This window comes from Micromonospora endophytica (genome assembly GCF_003236305.1).
Classification (GTDB): Bacteria; Actinomycetota; Actinomycetes; order Mycobacteriales; family Micromonosporaceae; genus Micromonospora; species Micromonospora endophytica.
In genome coordinates this window covers 1-435 of record NZ_POTX01000535.1, presented here as the reverse complement: position 1 = coordinate 435, position 435 = coordinate 1, and the positions used below count along the sequence as shown (strand labels likewise).

Annotated in this window: 1 protein-coding gene; it reads left to right on the top strand. The window is 65.7% G+C overall.

All coding sequences use genetic code 11. The features are described from left to right. A partial coding sequence (locus C1I93_RS30965) for an FAD-dependent monooxygenase (protein WP_181445406.1) occupies window positions 1-435 on the top strand: 435 nt, incomplete at both ends.

The window sequence follows — 435 nt, the reverse complement described above, 5'->3', positions numbered from 1 at the left end:
ACACCCAACACTTCATTTTCGGCAAGCGGGCGTTCTTCGGTTACCTGGTACGGGAGTCCGGCGAGACCTACTGGTTCGCCAACCTGCACCGCTCCGACGAACCCATCCGCAAAGAACTGGCTGCCATCCCGACGGCGCAGTGGCAGCGCCAACTGCGTGACCTGTTCGCCGATGACCTACCGGTCATCAACGAGATCATCACCAACAGCGTCGGGGACATCGGCGCCCACTTGGTCTACGACATCCCCACCAGCCCTGTCTGGCACCGCGGCCCGGCCGTGCTCATCGGCGACGCGGTACACGCCACCTCACCCTCCGCCGGCCAAGGCGCTTCCATGGCCGTCGAGGACGCCGTCATCCTGGCGAGATGTCTGCGCGACGCGCCGGACATCAACGCCGCCTTCACCGCCTACGAACAGCTGCGCAGGCCCAGGG